This window comes from Albibacillus kandeliae (assembly GCF_003116585.1).
GTDB classification, from domain to species: domain Bacteria; phylum Pseudomonadota; class Alphaproteobacteria; order Rhodobacterales; family Rhodobacteraceae; genus Albibacillus; species Albibacillus kandeliae.
Genome location: NZ_QEHM01000012.1, coordinates 88,036 through 107,300, shown reverse-complemented (window position 1 = coordinate 107,300; position 19,265 = coordinate 88,036). Strand labels below are relative to the sequence as shown.

Below are 19,265 nucleotides of genomic sequence, written 5' to 3'. Positions count from 1 at the left end.
AAGAAATGGCGTTCTGTCTACTGATTGGGCAGCACGCGGGCCGGTTCGGCCCGGCCTCCGGGGCAGGCGGGGGCGCGTGCGGAACGGAGCCGGGAAAGATTGGACAGCTGCGCAGCCGGGGGATAGTTTGCACTCATGGGCTGTGTTTTTGGCCCGCTCTACTACCAAAGGTTAGGCCGTTCCGGCCCGTGGACCCCGGTGCTGCTCTGCGTCCCGATATCCCGGCGCGGGGGCAGACCGCCGCAACGGCCCGGCGGATCGTCAAAGGATATTCTGATGTCGTTTCAATCCAGTATCAAAACGCTTTGCGGCGCGTCCCTTGTCGGGGCGCTGGCTTCTCCGGCCGTGGCGAATGACGCCAACGAACTGGCGAAACAGCTGGCCAACCCGGTCGCATCGCTGATCAGCGTGCCGTTCCAGTTCAACTACGACGAGGGCTATGGCCCCGATGGCAACGGGTCGCGCTATACCATCAACGTGCAGCCGGTCATCCCGATCTCGATCGGTGAGAACTGGAACCTGATCTCGCGGACCATCGTCCCGTTCATATTCCAGGACGGGTTCAGTGGCGATATCGACGACTCCGGGTACGGCGACATCGTCCAGAGCTTCTTCTTCTCGCCCAAGCAGCCCACGCGCGGCGGGATCATCTGGGGGGCGGGGCCCGTCTTTCTGCTGCCGACCGGGTCCGATGGGTACGGAGCCGACCAGTTCGCGATGGGCGTGACGGCGGTCGCGCTCAAGCAGACGGGGCCGTGGACCTTCGGTTTCCTCGGCAATCACCTCTGGGACGTGGGCGGCGGCGGCGATGCGACCGACATCAGCTCGACCTTCGCACAGCCCTTCGTCAGCTATGGGACGGCGAACGCATGGACCTTCGCGCTGAACACCGAGGCGACCTACGACTGGATCAACGAGGAAACCTCGCTGCCGATCAACTTTACTGTGTCGAAGGTGACCAAACTGGGGCCGAACCTCGTCAGTATCGGCGGTGGCCTGCGCTATTGGGCGGATTCGCCGACCAACGGCCCGGACGGGCTTGCCGCGCGAGTGAACCTGACCTTCCTCTATCCCAAGTAGGGCAGGGGCGGATCAGAAGCGCTGGCCGACCGAGATGTAGAGGAGTTCCTCGCCGTCGTCGTTGAAGGAGACATCGACGGCGTAATCGACCGGAAAGCTCTTTGACAGGCGATAGCGGAGGCCGGCGCCGGCTGCGGCGTGGTAGGGGCCATCCAGCGCGCTGGCGAGATCGGAGCCGACGGCTCCAGCCCCGGCGAACAGGACATAGCCCAGTCGACCCACGATGCGGCCCCGGTACTCGGACTGGACGGAGAGCAGCGCATTGTCGATGAACTGCGTCCCGGCGTAGCCCCGGAAGGCGTCGGAGGGGCCGAGCGCGCAGGCGTCGAAGAAGGGCGCGTCGTCCTGAACGGCGCAGAGCGTCACCAGCCCGGCGAGCACACCCTCGTAGCCCACGGGCGCATAGGCGGCGGCGGACAGCAGGCCCTTGGCATAGCTGCGCTCTCTCTGGTTGGTGAGCTGACCGAAGGAGAGCTCGGCCGAGAGTAGTTGGCCCGTGGTGGGGTAGAAGCCGTCGTCGCGCCGGTCCAGTTCGGCATAGAGCAGCCCCTTGACGAGGTTGACGCGCGCGTCCCGCTCGTAGTCGGTCAGCACGCGCCGGGTCGCCACCTCAAGCGATGTCTCGGCGTAGGACAGGCCGACGCCGAGGGTCAGTTCTCCGGTGACGCCATAGCCGAACTTGAGGCGGCCGCCGCGTACCGACTGGCGGACCGGCAGGGTTCCCTCGCCGATGTAGAGGTCGTAGTTCAGGTCCGCATCGGCTGCGACGAAGGAGGTCTGCCAGCGGTTTGCGCCGAGGTTCAGGTTGACGCCCAGCCCGAAGCCGCGGCTGTCGTTGCTGGTCTTGAAGCCCCCGAGGCCGATGGAGGAGGAGTCCGAGCCGGGGTCGGCGTCGAAGAGGTAGGCGCCGCCGAGCGCCAGCCCGGCGTCGAGCGTCGGGTTCTGGAACGGGATCGGCGCCACGATGAAGGATCCGTGGGAAAATCCGAAGGAGCCCACCGAGTCGATATCGACGGGGCCGGTCGGTTCGGCAACGGGGATCGACTGTGCCGATGCGTTGCCGACCGATATCGCCGCGACGAGGGCCGCGGCGCATATCCGGAACAGGGACGGCATCCTGCCCTCAGAAGGCAAAGGCCACGCCCAGCATGGCGCCCTGTTGTTCGACGTCGTAGACGAAATCGCCGCTGCGGCGGTCGACGTCGATGTAGCGGTAGCCCCCGACCAGCGAGGTCCTGTCGTTGAAGCGGTAACCAAGACCGGCGAAGAGGTCGGCGGTATGGTCCGAGCCGCCCCCGCCGACCATCGCCCAGCCGGTCAGGTAGGTCTTGGGCCCGAGATCACTGCGCCATGTCACGCCCACGATGGCGTCGAGCCACTGGTCCGAACCCGAGCCGGACACGGCGGGCGAGGTGCCCGCAGTCAGGCCGAGGTCGGTCTTGACGTCCCAGTAGCGCAGGCCCCCCGCAAGGCGGATCACCGTCTTGGAGTTGCTGCTGATCACGTAGTCGCCGCCCAGCGTCAGGATGGTGTTGCGCACATCCGCCTGGGCCTCGCCGTACTCGGAACCCGCCGTGCCCTGTCCCGCGCTGATCTTGATGTAGAGCAGGTCGCCGAACAGGCCGAAGTTGTCCTTGCGGGCGCGGAACACCGTCATGGCCCCGAAGTCGAGGTTGTCGAGGATATCGCTGAAGGAGGCGTCGAAGTTTGTCTCGGGGACGCCCGGCACCGTCGCGACGTTGCCGTTTATCCCGGCGCCCCAGAGATAGGGGGTGAAGCTGTAGTGCCACCCCCCGTCGTTCTCCTGGGCGAATGCCCCGCCGGGCAGGCAGAGGGCCGCAACAAGGCCGATGGGACGAAACCGACGAAATCGCGAGGCGATCTCGGTACGCACCGCCGAACGTCGGCGTCTGGCAATCACTGTAGTGGTCATGGCCGTGATACCTCTGTTGATTCAGATCACTTCCTTGCCTGCGTTCCGTTGCCTGCTCTGTTGTCCCTTGGTTCTGGTGCCGGTTGGCCCGGTCGTTGTCAGCCCCCTGCCTCCGCTGCCTTGCGTTCGGCCGCCATGCGGGCTGCACGCGCCGCCGCCGCCTGATCCTCTTCGCCGCCGGAGACCTGGACCACCGGCTTGGCGAACTCGATGTCGTTCTCGGCAAAGGCCTTGTGCAGCATCGCGTAGGCCCGGCGCCGGATCATCGTCTGTTCGCCGGTCGGCTTGAACATCATGCCGAGGCCGAGGACGAGGCCGTTCTCGGTGACCTGTTCCACGCCCTTGAGCTTGACCGGCTCGATGATCGCGGGCCCGAGTTCCGGATCCTCCATGATGGTCTGCCCGATCTTCTTGGCGATCTTGCGGACCTTTTCGAGGTCGGTGTCGAAGGGCACGGTGATCAGCATCTTGTCCTTGCCCCAGTCGCGGCTCATGTTCTGCACCGCGCCGAGCGATCCGAAGGGCACGGTGAAGACGGGGCCACGGTGGTGGCGCAGCCGGATGGAGCGCAGCGAGAAGCCCTCGACCACGCCCTTGTAGCTGCCCGACTGGATGTATTCGCCGACGCGGAAGGCATCGTCGAGCAGGTAGAACACGCCCGAGATGATATCCTTGACCAGCGTCTGCGAGCCGAAGCCGATGGCCACGCCGAAGATTCCGGCCCCGGCGATCAGCGGCCCGATGGCGACGCCCAGCCCGGCCAGCACGGTGAGGACTGCCACGATGGCGATCAGCACGGCGACGGTGTGGCGCAGGATCGGCAGGAGCGTGCGCAGGCGACTGTTGCGCGCGCGCTGCTCGGGGTCCGTGGTGAACTGGAGCGCCTCGGCCTCGCGCTGGAGGATGGCGACCTTGGCGAGCTGCCACAGGAAGTCGGCGACGATCAGCACGATGATCCCCTGGAACACCCCGCCGATGAGACGGGTCACGACCTCGGTCTGCATGAAGCGTTCGGCGTGGGAGTTGAGGACCGACATCAGCCAGCCCATCGCCAGCGCCAGCACGAGGAGGCGCGCGCCCCGGTCGACGATGACGCTGCGGATGCTGGGAACGCGGGGAACCAGCTTCGGGCCGCTGTGGACCGGCGCGGCGGCCTCGGCCCCTTCGCTTCCTTCCGTCCCTTCGGCGGTGTCCTCCTCGTCGCCGGGGATCAGTACCTGCGCACTGCCCCGCACGAGGCGGGTGATCAGCGGCAGGAGGACCGGCAGGCCGACGAGGTAGATGCAGACCCAGAGGATGATGACCATGTCGGCGACCCAGAGGGCGCCGAGCGCCACGAAGGCGAGGGTGAAGCCGAGGCTGATGGCCATGCGGCGGCTGGGGGTGACGGTGGGCGAGACCGGGCGCGTCCAAACGGCGCGCGAGCCCATCACGATCAGGGCGAGGCCGAAGATATAGGCCACCAGCAGGGCAAAGTCGCGGCCCGAGCCGAGCACCACGAGGGTCTGGGCCACGGCCCAGCCGACAAGGAAGACCGCCGCGATCCTGCGGGTGAACCCGCACCAGTGCGCGGCCTCCTGGGCCGCCTGCGGGGTCGGGGTATCGGCCTCCAGCGACCGGGTCAGGCGGATGACGACGAACATCGCGACACCCGCCACCAGCCAGGGCCGCACGAGGTCGTCCACGCCCTCGGGCCAGGGCAGGATCAGGTAGCCGATGATGGCGGTGAAGATCGCGGTCAGCGAGGTAAGGATCCAGAGCACGAGGCGGTCACCGTACTGCGGGGCCGCACCGGCGCCCTGTCCGAGCGCCCGCAGCTTGCGCTCGGCGAAATTGCCGGCGGCGAAGGCGGCGAAGACCAGCACGGCGAGGAACACGATGGCGATGGGCAGGTTCCAACCGCCGAGGCGCAGGGCCAGCTCGGAGAACAGCTGCGAGATGGTCTGGGGGGCGTCGAGGACGGCAGCGCCGACATCGTGCAGGTGGCTGCGGGTCAGTTCGAGCCACGCGGTGATCGGATGCGCTTCGGCCGCGATGCCCTCGGGCACGGTGGCGGCGTGGGACTTGAGGACTGCCTGCACCTCGGGGTCGTTCAGCAGCCCGATCAGCTGGTCTATCTTGGCTTCCGGCGTCGCTGCCTCCTGTGCCCGCGACGCAGCGGGGAGAAGGCCGAGAAGTCCGCCCGTTCCGGCGGCGAAGGGTAGGGAAAGGAGAGAGAAACGCCTCTTCATGGTCTGGCTATTCCTATTGATTAAGTTCTTTCTCGAATTCTTGCAGCATAACATCTTCTGGCAGATTTGACCTCGCTTCCTTTAGCACCTCGCGCGCGGCCTCGGGGCCCCGCAGGGCGCTGGCGATGCGGACCCGCATCTGCCATGCGTCCGAACGCTGCGGGTCCAGCCGGGTGACCTCGCGAAAGGCGTTTTCGGCGGCCGGGAAGTTGCGGGTCGTCAGGGCGATCCCACCGAGAACGAGGTGGGTTTCGGGGAAGTCCATGCGGTTGCCCATCGCCGTCTGCCAGTCGGTCATCGCGCGGCGATAGCTGGCCTCGATCGTCTTGGGCAGCCGCGCGATGGGCGCGCCGACGAAGAGCTTGACCGTTTCGATCCGGACCGTGCGCATCGGGTCCGCCAGCAGCGGGACGATGCGCGAGACCATCTCGGTCGGCGGGGCGGCGCGTTGCAGCCGGACCGCGGCGGCGCGCACCAGCGGGGAGGGGTCCTGCATCAGCGGAGCGACCCGCTCGGCGACCGAAGGATCGGCCGCGGCGGTCGCCAGCCAGAGCGCCGTGGCGCGCACGAGGTCGGCCTGTGCGCGGTCCTCGGACAGGCCGATCAGGTCGCCCATCGCCAGGGCGGGATTGGCACGCCCGGCGGCCAGCACCTGCCCGTAGTGGGGGCCGCGATGGGTGCTGTCGGGATACCATTCCTCGATGGTGCGCGCGGCCCATTCCGCCGTCTGGCCCGTGTGACAGGTGGTGCAGGCATCTGGCGCGCCGGTCTCGGGCGAAAGGTCCGGCCGCGGGATGCGGAAGGAATGGTCGGCGCGGCGGTCGTTGCCCATGTAGGTCTGTTCGACCATGTGGCAGTTCTTGCACTGGGCGCCCGCCGTGTCGGGCTGGTGGAAATGGTGCGCGGGACTGTCGTACTCGGCGAGGGTCAGCGTGGGGAAATCGGGATTGCCCGCCGGGGAATGGCATTGCGCGCAGACCGCGTTGCCCTCGGCCACCAACTCGCTGCTGTGCACGTCATGGCAGTTGGTGCAGCTGACGCCGCGCGCGTACATCCTGGATTGCAGGAACGAGCCGTAGACATAGACCTCGTCCAGGATCTGCCCGTCGGCATGGTACATGCCCGGTTGCAACAGCGAGAGCGTGTAGGCTTCGTGATAGGGGGTGCCGGGCAGGGGGTTGCCGTCGCCCTGCGCCTCGCGCCGGGAATGGCATCCGGCGCATTGCTGGATGGTGGCCTCGGCACCCTTGCCGAAGTCCATGGTGAAGCCATGGGGCGTGAGCGGCGGTTGCGGCGCCTTGCCGGTTGTCCACTCGATATGCGCCTGCCCCGGCCCGTGGCAGGCCTCGCAGCCGACGCCGATCTCGGCTTGGGTCGAGGCGTAGGTATGGGCCACCGGATCGAAGTTCTTGCTGTAGCCGGTGGCATGGCACTCGGCGCAGCGCGCGTTCCAGTTCTTGTAGGGACCGCTCCAGTGCAGGCCGTCCGACGGCGGCAGGTCCTGCTCGGGGTAGAGGTGGAACCAAGACTTCTTCTCGGTGTCCCAGACTACGTCAAAGCTCTGGAGCCGCCCGGGTTCGGTCTCGAAAAGGTACTGCTGAAGCGGGCGGATGCCGACGACCGAATGCACCTCGTAGTCGCGCGTGCTGCCGTCCGACTCGGTGACCGAGGCACGGTAGGTGTCTCCGTCGATGCGAAAGCGCACGTCCATGCCGCTGCCGTGGAAGGAGGTTCCGTCGAAGTCGGCGACCACCGTGTCGGGGCCGGGTCGGGTCCAGGCGAGGGCATGATCGGAGTGCGCCCAGGCTTCGGCCTCGTCGCGGTGACAGTCGGCGCAGACCTGCGAGCCGACATAGGCGGGCACCTCCTGCGCGACGGCGGGCGCGGCCAGTAGGATCAGGAGAAGCGAAAGCGGTTGCAGGAGGATCCGGGCAAATGCTCCGGCAGCCGGCAGTCGGTACGAAGGACCGCGAGCGGGGGGAGCGACGGGATCTGTTAAATAGTCTTTGTTCAAAATTGTTTTGGCTCAGACCCGGCGAGTCGTGCCGGGCTTCGGCTCCCCGTTGCTTGTCCGGGGACATTCGGAAGGCAGGGGCGCCAGCCCGAAGTCCCGGAAGTCACTGGGAGTTTGGACGCTTATGCTTCGTTTGTCATGCTCCTTTTGCGTGTGTGCGGTTGTTTTTATTCGGGTTTTCGTTGTGTTGCGGCTGAACTAGCGGCATGGTGAGGAAAATCGGAAATGTCTTTGGGCCATCGCCGCGACAGGTATGCGGCGGCCGGCCACCAACCCGGAGCACGGCGCATTCGCCGTGTGTTTCATGCTCTCCGGGTATGCGCCGCGCTGGGGCAGCAGCTGCCCCGGAGCATCATTTTTCGAGGATTTTGACATGAGAATTACTGTACCGATTCTGTTTGCGGTGGTCTCGGGTCTCGCGCTGGCCATCCCGGCCTCTGCGCAGCAGGCGGGAGATGCGACCACCGCCACCGGGGCCCCGCAGGACGCGAATCTGCTGACACCAGAGGAGTTGCAGACGCTCGTCGCGCCGGTTGCCCTCTATCCCGACACGCTGCTGATCCAGGTGCTGATCGGGGCGGCGGCACCGCTGGACGTGATCAAGGCAGACCGGCTGCTGACCGATAACGAAGGCACCGATCAGGCCGAACTCGGCCCCCTTGTCGAGGCCGAGAACTACGACGAGAGCGTCGAGGTTCTGGCCATGGCCTTTCCCACGGTGCTGCAGCAGATGGCGGTGCACATCGACTGGACCGAGGCCGTGGGCGCGGCGATGCTGGCCCAAAGCGACGACGTGATGGACGCGGTGCAGGTCAAGCGCAACGAGGCCATCGCCTCGGGCGCGCTGACGGATACGCCGCAGCAGGTCATCACCAACGAGGCGGACAGCGACGTGGTGGTGATCCAGCCTGCCAATCCCGAGGTGGTCTATGTCCCGCAGTATGATCCGCAGGTGGTCTACAGCCAGCCCTCGAACGGCGTGAACGATGCGCTGGCGGGCGGGCTGATGTTCTTCGGGACCGTGGCGCTGATCGACAACATCTTTGACGATGACGATGACTGGCACGGCTACTGGGGCTGCCGCGACTGCGGTGGCTGGGGTGGCGGGCCGATCCACCGCAACCCGGACATCGACATCGACGTGGACGGCAACGTCAATATCGGCAACCGGCTCGACATCGACCGGGACAAGGTCAAGATCGACCGCGACAAGATGAAGATCGACCCGGACCGGCGTCCGGATGGCGGCTGGCAGCCGAGCAAGGACAAGTCCGATGCCGCGCGCGACCGCATCAGCAACCATCGCAAGCCCGATGGCAGCACCAAGATGCAGCTCGACCGCCCGGCATCGCGCTCGGACGAGTTGCGCAATAAGCTGAGCAAGGAGGGCATCGGCAATGGCCGTGGACCCGGCGGCCAGGGCTTTGGCGGCGACGGTGCCGCGGCAGCGGCCGGGCTGGGCGCGGCGGCGGGGGCGGGGGCACTGGCCAACCGCAACCCGAACATTGGCCGTGACCAGGGCCGCCTGCCGCAGGTGCCGGACCGCGCGCGTCCCGCAGGCGGGGGCGACCGTTCGGCCGGGGCCAAGTCGCTGGCGCAGCACAGTGGCGACCGGAAGGCCGTGCACCAGCCCAAGGTGGCGGCCAAGCCTTCGATCAAGCCGAGCGCGAAGCCGAAGGCGAAACCCGGCGGTGGCAAGCCGAAGATCGCCAAGAACTCCAGTGGCGCGCGGGCCAAGGCATCGTCCTCGCGCGGCAACAAGGCCCGCACCGGCAAGCCCGGTGGCGGCAAGAAACGGAGATAGGGACATGAGATTAGCTACTTCTGTCGGCGTGATTGCCACGGCCGTCCTTTTCGCCACGGTGCCTGCCGCCTTTGCCCAGTCGGCCCCGCCGGTCTATGCCACCCCGCAGGACGCGCTGGAGGCGCTGATGGCGGCGATGGCCACGGGCGACGTCGATGCGACGCTGGCCGCGATGGACCCTGAGGCCGGTGACCTTGTCCATGCCGCCGACCCGGAGCGCGTGTCGGAGGCGATTGCGCAGTTCCTCGAGCTATACCAGGACGGTTTCCGCTTCGTGCCCGGAGAGGGCGGAACGGTGATCATCGACCTCGGCCGCGACGACTGGCCCTTTCCGGTGCCGCTGGTGCGGGCCGCGAACGGCTGGTCGTTCGACACCGACGCCGGACGGGAAGAGGTGATCGACCGCGAGATCGGGCGCAACGAGCTGGACGTGATCGATGCCATGCATGGCTACGTGGACATCCAGGCGCACTATCGCGCGCTGGACCCCGATGGCGACGGCGTGCCCGCGTTCGCGGCGCGCATCATCTCGTCGGTGGGCAGTCACGACGGGCTTTACTGGTCCGATCGCGAGGACAGCCTGATCGGGGACATGGCGGCCAAGGCCAGCCTCGACGGCTATTCGCAGGACGGCGAGACGCAGGAGGCCGAGCCGTTCCAGGGCTATTACTTCCGCATCCTGACCTCGCAGGGGCCTTCCGCGCCCGGCGGGGAGATGAACTATGTGATCAACGGGCACATGGTGGCGGGGCACGCCCTGCTGGCGGTGCCTGCCGAGTACGGCGTCTCGGGGATCCACAGCTTCATCGTCTCGGAGGCGGGCGTGGTGCAGGAGGCGGACCTTGGCGAGGATACGCTCGACATTGCCTATGGCATCACTTCCTACGAGCCCGACGACCGCTGGTCGCCGGTGGAGGAGGATTAAGATTTTCAGCCAAGGCCGCGCCCCGGGTTTCGGGGCGCGGCACATTTCAATCTGTTCATATCAAAAAGGAAAATCGAAATGATCAAGAGCGGGAAATTCGGACTCGCGCTGCTGTGCCTCGCGTTGGTGTCGGGCTGCGGCGATGATGCGACCAGCACGGCCGGAGAGGGCGCGATGCCCACGGTCGGCAGTTCAAGCGATGTGACGGCGTTCCAGGGCGCCAAGGCCGGACAGGCCGAGGGCGGGCTGCGCGAACTGGGCTATGCCCCGGCCAAGACGCAGGGGCTGACGACGTGGTGGTCCAACAGCGAGACCGGCGCCTGCGCCAAGATCGTCACCTCGGACGGGCGCTATTCCAGCGTGACGATGGTGCCGGCGACAGAGTGCTGAGCGCCTTTACCGCCTGCCGCCCAGAGGTATCGGAAACGAAAACGGGCGGGTGCGTGATGCACCCGCCCGTTCCAGTCAATCGGACGTTATCCGATCAGAACTTGTAGGCCAGGTTCAGACCGACCGTCACCATGTCGAGGTTCGCGTCGGCGAGGCTGTCGTCGAAGCTGTCGAACTTGTGCTTGAGGACTTCACCACCGATGGTGAAGTGCTCGGACACCATGTAGTCCATCCCGACGCCATAGTAGTAACCGTCGCTGGACACCGAGTTGTTGGCGCTGTCGGTCAGCTTGGTGTCGGCATAGCCGAGGGTCCCGTAGACGAGGGTGCGGCCGAAGCTCTTGCCGCCCTTGACGCCGATGCGGGCCAGGTGATCGACGTCGAAGTCGCTGGTGCCGCCGCCCGGAACGTCGATGGAGCCGTCGCCCATCATGTAGTCGATCCCACCACCCAGGACGAAGCCGCCGAAGTCCTTGCGGTAGCCGAGGGTCACGCCGTAGAGGTCTGCGTCGGCATCGACGGAGGCGCCGCCGGACTCGAGGGAACCGTCGACCGACGTCCCGAGCTGGAGGCCGCCGTAGAAGCCTGTCCAGTCATAGACCGGAGCCTGGGGCGCGACGACAACGGGGGTGTATTCTTGCACCGGCTCGGCGAGGCTGCCAGCGAGGGCCGGCGTTGCAAAGGGCACGGCGACGAGTGCGAACAGGTACTTACGCATAGATTTTACCTTCAACTTTGTTCCAGGAGTGTAACGCCTTGATCGGTCGGTTGGTTCCGGATTTTCTGTCCTTCATCGTTCCAGCCTGGACCCCGATTTCGCTTCGGGGCTGCCGTGCCGACCTCTGGGCCGATCTGGCGCGCTTCTTGTCATGACGCCGGACCCGCGTGCGGGTTTGTGGCGGCCACGGTGGTTTATGTGGAGTGTCGGGCCCCGAAGACAACGAGGCCTGCCGAGGTCCAGCGGATCGCTGCCGAGAGGGGGTGGGCCGGGTGGCTGGCGTCAGCTCACAAGGTGGCTGAAACGCCGCTCTGGACGGGTCAAATCGCTCGTCGGGGTGGTCGGCCAAACCTTGCCGACGCAGGGAGAACCGGGGCCCGGGCGGGCCCCGTTCAGGTCTGTTCCGGTCAGAACCCGCTGACGTGCGGCAGCCAGGTCGACAGGAAGGGGACGAAGGTGATCAGCAGCAGCGCCGCCGCGAGGGCGATGAAGAAGGGTGGCATCTCGCGGATCAGGGTCGAGGGCTTGAGGTGCACGGTCGAGGACACCACGAAGATCAGGCTGCCGACCGGCGGCGTGGTCAGACCCAGCGTCAGGTTGACGATCACGATGATGGCAAAGTGGTTCGGATCGATCCCCAGCGCGAGGCTGATGGGAGCGAGGATCGGAACGAGGATCATCACACCGGGCAGGGGGTCCATGAAAAGGCCGAAGATCAGCAGCAGCAGGTTGACCGCCAGCAGGAAGACGATGGGCGAGAGATCCCATGCGATGATGGTCTGCGCGAGGTATTGCGGGATCCCCTCGATGATCAGGACCCAGGCAAAGGCCCGGGCCGCGCCGAGGATCAGCAGCACCGCCCCCGAGGTGAGCGCGGCGCGCAGGATGATGTTGGGCAGGTCCCGCAGCTTGAGCGAGCGATAGATGAACATGCCCGCGAAGAGGGCGTAGAACACCGCGATCACGGAGGCTTCGGTGGGGGTGAAGATACCGAACCGGATACCGCCCACGATCAGCAGGATGAGGAACAGCGCAGGCACCGCGTAGAGCGCGATGCGGGCGATCTCGCCCACCGAGGGCATCGGGTCGCCGCTGGCATAGCCGCGCACGTGGCTGACCCTCGCGTTGGCCACCAGCACCAGCAGGGTGATCAGGATGCCCGGCAGGACGCCCGCCATGAACAGCGAGCCGACCGAGACCTGCTGGTCCTGCATCGCGTAGATGATCATGGTGATCGAGGGCGGGATGATCGGCCCGACGACGGAACTCGCGATGGTCAGCGCACCGGCATAGGCGCGGTCGTAGCCGCCCTTTTCCATCATCCGGATCATCATCGTGCCGGGACCCGCCGCATCGGCGAGGGCACTGCCCGAGATGCCGGCGAACATGGCCGAACTCACCACGTTGGCGTGGCCGAGGCCGCCCTTGAGGTGGCCGACGAGTGACTGGGCCAGACGCAGCAGCGCCTGGGTTACCGCTCCGCCGGTCATGATCTCGGCGGCGAGGATGAAGAAGGGAACCGCCAGCAGCGGGAAGCTGTCGAGCCCGGCGAACATCTCCTTCACCACGACGAGGTTCGGATAGCTCGACCCGAGGCTCAGCGCGATGAAGACCGAGATTGCCATGGCGAAGGCCACGGGAATGCCGAGCGCCAGCAGGATGAACAGCGCGGGAAAGAGGATCTCAGCCATTGGCACCACCGGGCAGCGACGCGGCGATGGTCTCGGCGTCGTCGGTACGCTTGTATTCTCCCGCGGTGACGAAGGGACGCGCGATCAGCAGCAGGTGCACGATCAGCAGCGCGAAACCGATCGGCATGGCGGCATAGACATAGAGGAAGGGAATGCGCAGGGCAGGGGTGACCTGGAACTGCATCCGCTGGGCGTATTGCCAGCCGACGTAGACCATGAAGCCGAAGAAGATCAGCAGGCCCAGTACGATGGCGCCGCGCAGCAGCTTCTGCCCGAGCCCGGGAAGGGCATCCTGCAGGTTGGTGATGGCGACGTGCCCGCCGACGCGCAGCACGAGGCCCGCGCCGCCGAAGGTCATCCAGATCATCAGGTAGCGGGCGACCTCGTCGGCCCAGCTGAGTGAATGCCCGGTCAGATAGCGAAGGGTGATGTTCGCCCCGACAACGAGGGCCATTGCGGACAGCATCAGGATCAGGGCCCAGCCGTTCAACGCAACGAAGATGTTTTCCAACCTTTTCAAGCCGGGACCCCCTGGGTCAGAGCCGGCGCCCAGGGGCGCCGGCGGTCGTGAGTTACTGGAAGTTGACGATCGAGTCGACAAGCTCCTGGCCATAGGTCTTGTAGTAGCCCTCGTAGGCCGACTTGATCGACGCCTGGAACTCTGCCTTTTCTTCGGGCGAGAGTTCGTTGACTTCCATGCCGCGCTCTTTCAGCGTTTCGACACCGGTGGTCTCGACGTTGCTGACGAACCCGCGCATTGCGGTCACGGCCTCGGTTGCGGCTTTCTCGAAGGCGGCCTTCTGGTCGTCGTCAAGACCTTCCCAGAACGGCTTGGACACCAGCAGCATCGCCGGCGAGTAGACGTGGCCGGAGAGGGTCAGGTACTTCTGCACTTCGTTCAGCTTGACCGAAACGATCACCGACAGCGGGTTTTCCTGGCCGTCGATCACGCCCTGCTGCAGCGACGAGATCACCTCGGGCCATGCCATCGGGGTCGGGGCTGCGCCCATCGCCTCGAAGGCGGCGAGGTGCACGGGGTTTTCCATCGTCCGGATCTTCAGGCCCTGCACGTCGGCGGGGGTGTGGATCGCGTTGCGGTTGTTGGTGATGTGGCGGAAGCCCTGCTCGCCCCACGCGAGGGCGTGCAGGCCCACGGCGTCGAACTTGGCGAGGATGTCCTGGCCGATCGGGCCGTCCAGCACGGAACGCGCGTGGTCGAGGTCACGGAACAGGAAGGGAATGTCGAAGACGCCGGTTTCGGGCACGAAGTTCGCCAGCGTGCCGGAAGACACGATGGTTGCCTCGATGGTGCCGAGCTGCAGGCCCTCGATCACTTCACGCTCGCCGCCAAGGCCGGACGAGGGGAAGTGGGTGAACTTGAACTGATCGCCGGTTTCGGCGAGCACGACTTCTTCGAATTTCTTGGCGGCCACGCCGTAGTGGCTTTCGGGGGCAAGAGCGTAACCGATCTTGACCTCGGTCTGTGCGTAGGCGGGAAAACCAAGTGCAATAAAGGCGCCGGCAGCAGCCAGGCCGCGGAATGCGAACGTCATAGATATCCTCCCTCTGAGCGTCGGCGCCTTGCTACACAAGCTAACAGTGACTAGCAAGCGCAACCGGCCCGACCCGGGGCCCGGACCATCCGGGCCCCGACGTGGTGTCTGTCAGCTGTCGGACGCCTTGCGGAACAGCTTGACCAGTTCCGGGACATACGCCTGTCCGTGGCCGCCGTCGACTGCCGCGGCGATGGCCTCGGACACGCCGTCGGCGATGGTCTGCTGGGCGCCCGAGTCCTGCGACATCGCGCGGTAGTAGTCGATGTCCTTCTGGGCGTTGCTGACGAAGAAGGGCAGGCCCTCGCGGTCACCCTCGGTGATGAAGGGGGCAAGGCGCTGCAGGGCCGCGCTCGCGCCGCCGCCATTGGCGAGGACGTCGACGAAGACCTTCGGGTCCACCCCGGCATCGGCGGCCTGCGCGGCCGCCTCGGCCAGCAGGGTCATGAAGCCGATGGAGACGTAGTTGTGCAGCAGCTTGAGCCGGTGGCCGTGGCCCAGCGGGCCGACATGGTCCACCGCCTCGGTGAAGGAGGCCAGCACCGGGCGCACCTTGTCCAGCACCGCGGCGTCGCCGCCGACCAGCAGGTTCAGCTTGCCCTCGTGGGCGTGCTTGGCGGTGCGGGTCATCGGGGCGTCGATGTAGTCGCCCCCGGCGGCCTTCACCGCGTCGCCCATGCGCAGGGTGGAGTCGGGCAGGGCGGTCGAGCAGTCGACGATCACGGTGCCGGGCTTCAGCGCCGAGACCAGACCGTTCTCGCCGGTCACGATGGCTTCGACCTGGGCCGAGCCGGTGACGCAGAGGATCACCACGTCGGAGGCCGCCGCGACCTCGGCGGGCGTCGCATAGGCCTTGGCGCCCATGCCGACGATCTCGTCCACCGGCTGGTTGCCGGGGTGGTCGAGGTAGTTCAGGGCGAACCCGCCGCGCGACAGCACGTTGCGGGCAATGCCATGCCCCATCAGACCGACACCGATAATTCCGACTTGCATTGTGATCTCCTTGCCAACGCTCTACGCCCGCGCGGGGCGGGGCGTTCGTTCTGGCGATGGGTTACCCGACACGGGCGTCGGGCAAAAGGTGGATCGGACCCGAAACACGGTCATTTTCGCGCTCGCCTGGTGCCGCCGATGGACGGGCCGGGCTCCGGCTGCGGTCGCCGGGCGGGCCTACTTGCAGATCGGCAGGTCCTGCTGGGGACGGTCGGGCAGCGAGTCCCGCCACTGGTCGATGATCGGCTGGAGCGTCTGCCTCGGCCAGAACTTCGGTGCGCCGATCTGTTTCAGGCAGGAGGCGTTCCAGTAGAGCCCGGCGCGCGACAGGCTGGTGCCCTTCTTCACCGCGCGGGCGACCGAATTGATGTCACCTGCCTCGGGGTAGATGTAGAGCGTGGTCGGATTGCCTTCTGCCAGCGAGAGGATCTGAGCCGCCGCCGCGGGCGACCATGTGGTGCAGCCGTTGCTGCGGCCCCCGGTGTAGTTGACCAGCGTGCCGTAGGGCACGTAGCCCTGCGCATCAGCATAGGGGCTATCAGGTTTCTTGAACCGGCACTGCCACTTGAGGAAGACGGCGGGGTGCCCGCCGATGGCCCGCTCGCGGGCGTTGTCGGTCTCGCCCTCGCCGTCAAAGAGCAGGAAGGTGCGGTGGAAGGGCTCGCGCTTGCCCGACTGGCTGTAATAGCCCTTGAAGGAGGTCCGGGACTCGGCTGTCACGTAGGAGCCGCCGGCGGTCAGCTTGGAGCCCTCGGCGTTGCTGAAGTTCTGCGCGCACTGGCGGTCGTTCGAGAAATCCGCGCGTTTCAGCTTGCGCCCGTTGCCATAGCCGGACGACACCGCGCGGAAGGATTTCTTGCCCTCGCAGATGACATAGAACCGATCGCCCGGCGCGCCGTTGCCCGAGGTGCTGGGACGGGTCGCGTCCATCGCCATGTAGCAGGGGTTGGCGACCGCGCCTTGCGCGACCTTCTGAAGGTAGAGCGTCCGCGCCCGTTGGAGGATGACCGGCGCGATCTGGCCGTCGCCGGTTCCGACATGCCTTTGCAGCCACGAGGGGATGGCGGGGGACTGTGCCATGCCGGAGACGGGCAGGAGTGAAAGACCGCAGAGCAGGGCAGAGAGCAGGCGGCGGCGGGGCTTCAACGGTACAGACCGGGCTTTGTGTTCGACCATCCTCGGACCAGACATAGCGCAACGCGTCGGCCTCAGGGTGACAACCGGGGCCGGTTCCGTCAAGTGGCTGGCCGCCGCGACGGCTGCGCGCCGCTCAGCCGTGGTTGGCCATGCTCGCGGTCGCCAGTGCGGCCTCCTGCAGGGCTTCGCCCAGCGTCGGATGGGCGTGGATGGTGCCCGCGACGTCCTCGACCCGCAGCCCGGTCTCGATGGCGAGGGCAAAGCCCGACACCAGCTCGGACACGCCGGGGCCGGTGGCCTGGATGCCAAGGATCACGTGATCGCTCTCGCGCGCCACGATGCGGACGAAGCCCTCGGCCGCGTCGAGCGTCAGGGCGCGCCCATTGGCCCGGAAGGAGAATTCGCTGACCTTCGTCGCCACGCCCTCGGGCACTTCGGAGGGGAGCAGCCCGACCGTCGCGATCTCGGGGTCGGTGAAGCAGACGGCGGGGACGCAGGCCTTGTCCCACGCGTTCGCATGTCCGGCGACCACGTCCGCCACGATCTCGCCCTGTGCCATCGCGCGGTGCGCCAGCATCGGCCCCGGGGTGACGTCACCGATGGCGAAGACACCGCGCATGGAGGTATGGCAACGGTCGTCTACCTCGATGAACGGCCCGTTCAGGCGCAGGTTCAGCTCGCCCAGCCCCAGCCCGTCGGTCGCGGGGCGCCGCCCCACGGTGACCAGAACGGCATCGGCCTCCAGCCTCTCCTCGCCGTCCTCGCCCTGCAGGGTGAGCACCCCGGTCGCGTCGTCCCAGCCGGTCGATTTCGTGTTCAGTCTCAGCGCGATCCCCAGCGCCTCCAGCCGTCGCTTGGCGGGGCGGGTCAGCTTGTCGTCGTACTGGGGCAGGATGTTCGGCCCGGCCTCGATCATGGTGACCTCCGAGCCGAGCTTGGCGAGTGCCGTGCCCAGCTCCAGCCCGATGTAGCCCGCGCCGATCACGGCCAGCCGCCTGGGCGGCTGGGGCAGGGCCAGCGCCGCCGTCGAGTCGAGGATGCGCCCGCCGAAGGGCAGGCCCGGCAGTTCCACGGGAACCGAGCCGGTGGCGATCACCACGTTGTCGGCCCGCACCAGCACCGGCCCGGTCTCGCTCTCGACCTCGACCGTCTTGCCGTCCCGGAACCGCGCCCAGCCTTTCAGCGTCTTGACCCCGCTGCGCTCCAGCAGCCCGGCGACGCCATTGCAGAGTTTGTCGACCACGCCGGTCTTCCACTCCTGCGTCTGGCCGAAGTCCAGCCTGGGCGCGGAGACGGTGATGCCCTGCATCCCCGTGCCCGCCTGCTGAACCGCGTTGTGGTAGAGCTCGGCCGCGTGGATCAGCGCCTTGGAGGGGATGCAGCCGATGTTCAGGCAGGTCCCGCCGACGCGCTGGCCTTCGACGAGGATGGTGTCCACCCCCAGCCGCGCCGCGCGCGAGGCGCAGACATAGCCGCCGGGGCCGCCGCCGATGACCAGCAGGGAGCATCTGAGTTCATTCATCGCGCCACTCCATGAACAGCATCGCGGGGGTTTCGAGCAGCGACTTCACCTTGGCCACGAACTCTGCCGCGACATAGCCGTCGACCACCCGGTGATCGAAGCTGCAGGACAGGTTCATCATCCGGCGCGGCACGAAGGCCTGACCGTCCCAGACCGGGCGCACCACCATCTTGTTGACGCCGACAATCGCCACCTCGGGGTGGTTGATGATCGGCGTGGTCGCCAGCGCGCCGAGCGGGCCCAGCGACGTGACCGTGAGGGTGGAGCCCGAGAGGCTCTCGGGCCCGATCCGCCGTTCACGCGCCGCGTCCGACAGGCGCTTGATCTCGCGCGCCGTGTCCCACAGCGTCCGCGCCTCGGTATGGGCCAGCACCGGCACCATCAGCCCGGTGTCGGTCTGCGTGGCGATCCCGCAGTGCAGCGCCTCGAAGCGGGTGATCACCCCCGCCTCGTCGTCGTAATGGGCGTTGATCTCGGGGTGATCCACCACCGCCTCGCTCAGCGCGCGCAGCAGGAAGGGCAGCATCGTCAGCTTGCCCCGGTCCGCGCCAAAGCGCTGGTTCAGCTTGGCGCGGAGTTCTTCCAGCGCTTCGACCTCGACTTCCTCGATGATCGAGAAATGCGGGATCCGCTGCTTGGCCAGCGCCATGCGCTCTGCGATCTTGCGGCGCACACCGGTGACGCGTTTTTCCTCGGTGCCGGTGCGCCGGACCAGCCCGCCGCCGCCGCGCGTGTCGGGACCGTGGGCAAGGAAATCGTCGAGATCCTCGTGCAGGATGCGTCCCGCCGGGCCGGTGCCGCGCAGCTGGCGCAGGTCGATGCCCAGTTCCCGCGCGCGGCCCCGCACCGAGGGGGCTGCCAGCGGGCGGCCCGACGCGTTGCGCGCCAGCGGAATCGCGGGAGACGGGGCAGGGCGCCGTGGCGCCGCCGGTTTGGCAGGCTCGACCGGGGCAGGGGCCGCCTCGGCCTTTGCCTCCGGTTCGGGTGCTGTCGCCACCTCGGGTTCCGGCTGTGCCACGATCTCAACGGTCTCGTCCGTCTCGATGCGGATCAGGTCGCTGCCGATGGCCATGACCTCGCCCGCCTTGCCGCCGAGCCAGGTGACCTTGCCGCTGACCGCCGCCGGGATCTCCACCGTAGCCTTGTCGGTCGTCACCTCGCAGATCACGTCGTCCTCGCGGACCACGTCGCCGACCTTGACCAGCCAATCGCTCAGCTCCGCCTCGGCGATGCCTTCCCCGATGTCGGGCAGCTTGAAGGTATGTTCCGCCATG

At 67.0% G+C, this 19,265-nt stretch carries 16 protein-coding genes; 4 read left to right on the top strand and 12 right to left on the bottom strand.

The genetic code is table 11. The features are described 5' to 3' along the window. Window positions 1-276 precede the first annotated feature (276 nt). Window positions 277-1,080, top strand: a complete 804-nt coding sequence (locus DDT93_RS27000) for a hypothetical protein (protein WP_109468380.1) — start codon at window positions 277-279, stop codon at window positions 1,078-1,080. Window positions 1,081-1,092: 12 nt separating this feature from the next. Here DDT93_RS27000 and DDT93_RS23620 read toward each other — a convergent pair whose 3' ends face one another. The 4 genes from DDT93_RS23620 to DDT93_RS23605 form a co-directional block, all read right to left on the bottom strand. Then, window positions 1,093-2,196, bottom strand: a complete 1,104-nt coding sequence (locus DDT93_RS23620) for a BamA/TamA family outer membrane protein (RefSeq protein ID WP_109468379.1) — start codon at window positions 2,194-2,196, stop codon at window positions 1,093-1,095. A 7-nt stretch (window positions 2,197-2,203) separates the two neighbouring features. Continuing rightward, complete coding sequence (locus tag DDT93_RS23615) at window positions 2,204-3,013, bottom strand: porin family protein (RefSeq protein ID WP_157960270.1); 810 nt, start codon at window positions 3,011-3,013, stop codon at window positions 2,204-2,206. Between the two features lie 98 nt (window positions 3,014-3,111). Further along, window positions 3,112-5,244, bottom strand: a complete 2,133-nt coding sequence (locus DDT93_RS23610; protein WP_109468377.1) for a mechanosensitive ion channel family protein — start codon at window positions 5,242-5,244, stop codon at window positions 3,112-3,114. A 13-nt stretch (window positions 5,245-5,257) separates the two neighbouring features. Then, on the bottom strand, window positions 5,258-7,108 hold the full coding sequence (locus DDT93_RS23605; protein ID WP_232825551.1) for a multiheme c-type cytochrome: 1,851 nt from the start codon (window positions 7,106-7,108) through the stop codon (window positions 5,258-5,260). Between the two features lie 523 nt (window positions 7,109-7,631). Here DDT93_RS23605 and DDT93_RS23600 point away from each other — a divergent pair. From DDT93_RS23600 to DDT93_RS23590, 3 genes are all read left to right on the top strand, one after another. Continuing rightward, entirely contained in the window at window positions 7,632-9,062 is a 1,431-nt protein-coding gene (locus DDT93_RS23600) for a DUF3300 domain-containing protein (RefSeq protein WP_198654954.1), read from the top strand. Window positions 9,063-9,066: 4 nt separating this feature from the next. After that, entirely contained in the window at window positions 9,067-9,987 is a 921-nt protein-coding gene (locus DDT93_RS23595) for a DUF2950 family protein (RefSeq protein ID WP_157960269.1), read from the top strand. 78 nt (window positions 9,988-10,065) lie between these two features. After that, a complete protein-coding gene (locus tag DDT93_RS23590; RefSeq protein WP_109468374.1) occupies window positions 10,066-10,377 on the top strand; it encodes a hypothetical protein in 312 nt (103 codons plus the stop codon). 94 nt (window positions 10,378-10,471) lie between these two features. Here DDT93_RS23590 and DDT93_RS23585 read toward each other — a convergent pair whose 3' ends face one another. The 8 genes from DDT93_RS23585 to DDT93_RS23550 all read right to left on the bottom strand — a co-directional run bounded on the left by DDT93_RS23585 (window position 10,472) and on the right by DDT93_RS23550 (window position 19,264). Continuing rightward, on the bottom strand, window positions 10,472-11,095 hold the full coding sequence (locus DDT93_RS23585; RefSeq protein ID WP_109468373.1) for an outer membrane protein: 624 nt from the start codon (window positions 11,093-11,095) through the stop codon (window positions 10,472-10,474). Between the two features lie 407 nt (window positions 11,096-11,502). Beyond that, on the bottom strand, window positions 11,503-12,786 hold the full coding sequence (locus DDT93_RS23580; protein ID WP_109468372.1) for a TRAP transporter large permease: 1,284 nt from the start codon (window positions 12,784-12,786) through the stop codon (window positions 11,503-11,505). After that, entirely contained in the window at window positions 12,779-13,306 is a 528-nt protein-coding gene (locus DDT93_RS23575; protein WP_109468371.1) for a TRAP transporter small permease, read from the bottom strand. The genes DDT93_RS23580 and DDT93_RS23575 overlap by 8 nt, the downstream gene beginning before the upstream one ends. A gap of 52 nt (window positions 13,307-13,358) precedes the next feature. Then, window positions 13,359-14,339, bottom strand: coding sequence for a TRAP transporter substrate-binding protein (locus DDT93_RS23570; RefSeq protein WP_109468370.1), 981 nt, complete (start codon window positions 14,337-14,339; stop codon window positions 13,359-13,361). 111 nt (window positions 14,340-14,450) lie between these two features. After that, window positions 14,451-15,332: an NAD(P)-dependent oxidoreductase gene (locus DDT93_RS23565; protein ID WP_109468369.1), complete on the bottom strand. Its 882-nt coding sequence runs from the start codon at window positions 15,330-15,332 to the stop codon at window positions 14,451-14,453. 177 nt (window positions 15,333-15,509) lie between these two features. Continuing rightward, window positions 15,510-16,412, bottom strand: coding sequence for a hypothetical protein (locus DDT93_RS23560; RefSeq protein ID WP_198654953.1), 903 nt, complete (start codon window positions 16,410-16,412; stop codon window positions 15,510-15,512). A 190-nt stretch (window positions 16,413-16,602) separates the two neighbouring features. Beyond that, window positions 16,603-17,991 (bottom strand): dihydrolipoyl dehydrogenase, encoded by a 1,389-nt coding sequence (lpdA, locus tag DDT93_RS23555; protein ID WP_109468367.1) that lies wholly within the window; start codon window positions 17,989-17,991, stop codon window positions 16,603-16,605. Next, window positions 17,984-19,264, bottom strand: coding sequence for a dihydrolipoamide acetyltransferase family protein (locus DDT93_RS23550; RefSeq protein ID WP_109468366.1), 1,281 nt, complete (start codon window positions 19,262-19,264; stop codon window positions 17,984-17,986). Before DDT93_RS23550 ends, lpdA begins: the two co-directional genes overlap by 8 nt. Window position 19,265: the final 1 nt, after the last annotated feature.

Bases quoted from the DNA above. Each gene is read 5' to 3' on its own strand.
- DDT93_RS23600 (WP_198654954.1), top strand. From the start codon at position 7,632: ATGAGAATTACTGTACCGATTCTGTTTGCGGTGGTCTCGGGTCTCGCG.
- DDT93_RS27000 (WP_109468380.1), top strand. From the start codon at position 277: ATGTCGTTTCAATCCAGTATCAAAACGCTTTGCGGCGCGTCCCTTGTC.
- DDT93_RS23550 (WP_109468366.1), bottom strand. From the start codon at position 19,264: ATGGCGGAACATACCTTCAAGCTGCCCGACATCGGGGAAGGCATCGCC.
- DDT93_RS23595 (WP_157960269.1), top strand. From the start codon at position 9,067: ATGAGATTAGCTACTTCTGTCGGCGTGATTGCCACGGCCGTCCTTTTC.
- DDT93_RS23565 (WP_109468369.1), bottom strand. From the start codon at position 15,332: ATGCAAGTCGGAATTATCGGTGTCGGTCTGATGGGGCATGGCATTGCC.
- DDT93_RS23560 (WP_198654953.1), bottom strand. From the start codon at position 16,412: ATGGCACAGTCCCCCGCCATCCCCTCGTGGCTGCAAAGGCATGTCGGA.
- DDT93_RS23580 (WP_109468372.1), bottom strand. From the start codon at position 12,786: ATGGCTGAGATCCTCTTTCCCGCGCTGTTCATCCTGCTGGCGCTCGGC.
- lpdA (WP_109468367.1), bottom strand. From the start codon at position 17,991: ATGAATGAACTCAGATGCTCCCTGCTGGTCATCGGCGGCGGCCCCGGC.
- DDT93_RS23570 (WP_109468370.1), bottom strand. From the start codon at position 14,339: ATGACGTTCGCATTCCGCGGCCTGGCTGCTGCCGGCGCCTTTATTGCA.
- DDT93_RS23585 (WP_109468373.1), bottom strand. From the start codon at position 11,095: ATGCGTAAGTACCTGTTCGCACTCGTCGCCGTGCCCTTTGCAACGCCG.
- DDT93_RS23610 (WP_109468377.1), bottom strand. From the start codon at position 5,244: ATGAAGAGGCGTTTCTCTCTCCTTTCCCTACCCTTCGCCGCCGGAACG.
- DDT93_RS23620 (WP_109468379.1), bottom strand. From the start codon at position 2,196: ATGCCGTCCCTGTTCCGGATATGCGCCGCGGCCCTCGTCGCGGCGATA.
- DDT93_RS23590 (WP_109468374.1), top strand. From the start codon at position 10,066: ATGATCAAGAGCGGGAAATTCGGACTCGCGCTGCTGTGCCTCGCGTTG.
- DDT93_RS23615 (WP_157960270.1), bottom strand. From the start codon at position 3,013: ATGACCACTACAGTGATTGCCAGACGCCGACGTTCGGCGGTGCGTACC.